Source organism: Streptomyces sp. 3330, from assembly GCF_031456635.1.
Taxonomy (GTDB): domain Bacteria; phylum Actinomycetota; class Actinomycetes; order Streptomycetales; family Streptomycetaceae; genus Streptomyces.
The window spans coordinates 1-1,009 of record NZ_JAVDVA010000077.1 but is presented as its reverse complement, the minus strand read 5'-3'; the positions used below and the strand labels follow the sequence as shown (position 1 = coordinate 1,009).

Below are 1,009 nucleotides of genomic sequence, written 5' to 3'. Positions count from 1 at the left end.
CTAGGCGCTGTTTCTCGGATCATGTGCGGAGCCAGATGATGAGTGCTGCGAGGGTGACTGTGCCGAGGTAGGTGTAGGCCCGTTTGTCGTAGCGCGTGGCGACGGCGCGGAAGCCTTTGAGGCGATTGATGGCACGCTCAACTGTGTTGCGCTTCTTGTAGCGTTCGCGGTCGAAGCTGGTGGGACGGCCGCCCTGGGAACCGCGGTTGCGTCGGTGTCTGCGTTGGTCGAGCCGTTCGGGGATGGTGTGCGATATGCCGCGCCTTCGCAGGTAGCGGCGGTTTTCGCGGGACGTGTAGGCCTTGTCGGCCAGGACATGGTCGGGTCGGCTGCGCGGTCGGCCGACGCCGCTGCGGGGCACCGACACGCGCTCCAGGACAGGCTGCAGTTGGGGGCCGTCACCGTAGTGTCCGGGTGTCAGGAGGACGGCGAGGGGCCGGCATCGTCCGTCGGCTGCAAGGTGGATCTTGGTGGTGAAGCCGCCGCGGGAGCGTCCCAGGCACTCGCCGATCGGACCACCTCCTCCAGCCGGACGGCCAGTTTCCGAAGAACCGGATCGACCTGGTTCGTCCGCGGAAGGGCCCCCCTTTGAGGGCTCGCGGCGGGCGGTGCCTTCCTCGCGCCGGCGGCGTGCTGGTGAGCCCGCACCGCCGTGGAGTCCACGGACACCTCCCAGTCGATGTGGCCCGCGGCGTCCTCGGCGGTCTGCACTTTCGACAGGAGCATCTGCCAGGTCCCGTCCGCCGACCAGCGGCGATGGCGTTTGTAGACGGTCTCCCACGGCCCGAACCGCTCCGGCAGATCCCGCCACTGCACCCCCGTGCGGACCCGGTAGAGCACACCGTTGATCACCCGTCGGTGATCGCTCCACCGGCCCCCACGTGCACCACCGCGAGGTAAGAACGACTCCAGCCGATCCCACTCCGCATTCGTCAGGTCTCCGCGTCCCATGGAGCCAGCCTGCCCTCAACACCCCACCCAAGGAGGGAGATCCGAGAAACAGCGCCTA

1 protein-coding gene is annotated in these 1,009 nt (G+C 68.1%); it reads right to left on the bottom strand.

What is annotated here, in order from left to right:
• Positions 1-19: 19 nt before the first annotated feature.
• Positions 20-951 (bottom strand): IS5 family transposase gene (locus J2X68_RS40225; RefSeq protein ID WP_399041991.1). Its coding sequence is split into 2 segments (ribosomal slippage): positions 20-565 and positions 568-951, totalling 930 coding nucleotides; the frame shifts between segments, so codons are not numbered across the junction.
• Positions 952-1,009: the final 58 nt, after the last annotated feature.